The following is a 2,048-nucleotide window of genomic DNA, read 5'->3' on the forward strand; positions in this document are numbered from 1 at the left end:
GCCGGGGGACGCCGGCACCGGCGCGGCGCCCGCCGCGCCCTCGCCCGGCCGCGCCACCGCCGCCGTACGCAGCTCCAGCGGCCGCCGTACGCCCTGCGCCCCGTGGATGAGATCCGGCCGGACCGCCGCCACCGAGGCGACCGTCGCCGTCGTGATGGCCGCCTCGCCGAGGCCGATGAGGAGGTGGACACCGACCATCGCCGTGGCCACCTTCGCCAGCGACACGTCCGCCGTGCCGCCCAGCGCGTACAGCCCCGTGAACGCCAGCGCGGAGGCCGGCACCGACAGCGCCGCCGCGACGAACGTCGCCGCCCCCAGCCCGCCCAGCCCGCCCCGCCCCCGCGGCAGCACCCCGAAAAGCGCGCGGAAGACGGCGTACGACACGGCCACGGTGACCACGCCCATCAGCGTGATGTTCACCCCCAGGGCCGTCAGGCCGCCGTCCGCGAACAACAGCCCCTGCATCAGCAGGACCACCGAGATGCACAGCACCGCCGTCCACGGCCCCACGAGTATCGCCGCCAGCGCGCCTCCCAGCAGATGTCCGCTCGTGCCCGCCGCGACCGGGAAGTTCAGCATCTGCACGGCGAAGACGAACGCCGCGACGAGCCCCGCCAGCGGTGCGGTCCGCTCGGCCAGTTCGTGCCGGGCACCGCGCAGGCTGACGGCCACGGCGCCCGCGGCGACCGCGCCGGCGGCGAGCGAGACGGGCGCGTCGATGAATCCGTCGGGCACGTGCATGGCGGTGTCCCTCCGTCGACCGGTACGCGGCTCGCCCATATCTATCGGCACGACGACACCCGGTCATACAAATCAATTGCAAAGAAGTTGCAACAGCGCCCGGACCGCGAAAGCCCTCACCGACTTGCCGTGTCCCCCTATGCCCCGAAACATGGAGGTGTGACAGCCGGTTCCGAGAGCACCGCCGCGCCCGGCCCCGCCCTGCCCTACCTCCGCTTTCCCCACCTGCACGGCGACCTCCTCTGCTTCGCCGCCGAGGACGACCTGTGGCTCGCCCCGCTGCCCGCCCCCGGCGCCAAGCCCGAGCGGGGCTGGCGGCTGACCGTCGACCGCACCCGCGTGGGGCATCCGCGGTTCTCGCCGGACGGGCGGTCCATCGCGTTCACCAGTTGGCACAGCCTGGACGCCGAGATCCACGTCGTGTCCGCGGAGGGCGGCGGGGCGCGGCGGCTGACGTACTGGGGCAGTCCGGACACCCGGGTGTGCGGCTGGACCCCGCCGGCCGCCGGCGAGGGCGGTGCGGCGCAGATCCTCGCCCTGTCCTCGCAGGGCCAGCCGCTGTCGTACCAGACCTGGTCCTACCTGGTGGCGACCGACGGCTCCCCCGGGCGACGGCTGCCCTGGGGCCCCGTCGACGACATCGCCGTCGCCGAGCTGTCCGGCTGCCGCAGGACGCTGCTGCTCACCGGCCGCCCGCCGCACGAGCCCGCCGCCTGGAAGCGCTACCGCGGCGGTGCCACCGGCCGCATCTACCTGCACGGCGAGCGGCTCTGCGCGGACCTCGGCGGGCACGTGGAGTGCGTGATGTTCGTCGGTCCGCCGCACGCCACGCGGATCGCCTTCCTCTCCGACCACGAGGGCACCGGCAACCTCTACTCCTGCCTCCCCGACGGCACGGACCTGCGCCGGCACAGCGACCACGCCGAGTTCTACGCCAGGAACGCCGCCACGGACGGCCAGCGGGTGGTCTACCAGTGCGCGGGCGAGCTGTGGCTCGCCGAGGACTTCGGCCCCGAGGGCCGGCCGCGCCGCCTCGACGTCCGGCTCGGCAGCCCGCGGGTCGGCCGGCGGCCGTACCAGGTGGCCGCGCAGAACAACGTCCAGGGGCTGACCGTCGACACCACCGGGCGCGCCAGCGCCGTCGCGGTGCGCGGCGCGCTGTACTGGCTGACCCACCGCGACGGCCCGGCCCGCACGATCACCGAGACGGCGGGAGCGCGGATCAGGCTGCCGGAGATGCTGGGCGACACCAACCGCGTCGCGTACGTCACGGACGCCGCCGGGGACGACGCCATCGAGATCGCCGA

General features: G+C 74.9%; 1 protein-coding gene and 1 pseudogene. One reads left to right on the top strand and one right to left on the bottom strand.

All coding sequences use genetic code 11. The features are described from left to right. Positions 1-741: energy-coupling factor ABC transporter permease (locus tag H5J30_RS29550; protein ID WP_258563592.1), on the bottom strand; the 741-nt coding region annotated here is incomplete at its 3' end. Positions 742-900: 159 nt separating this feature from the next. Between H5J30_RS29550 and H5J30_RS29555 the strand changes: the two are divergent. Beyond that, positions 901-2,048: pseudogene (locus tag H5J30_RS29555) on the top strand (PD40 domain-containing protein); the annotation flags it as partial.

The organism is Streptomyces phytophilus (assembly GCF_013870535.1).
Lineage (GTDB): Bacteria > Actinomycetota > Actinomycetes > Streptomycetales > Streptomycetaceae > Streptomyces > Streptomyces phytophilus.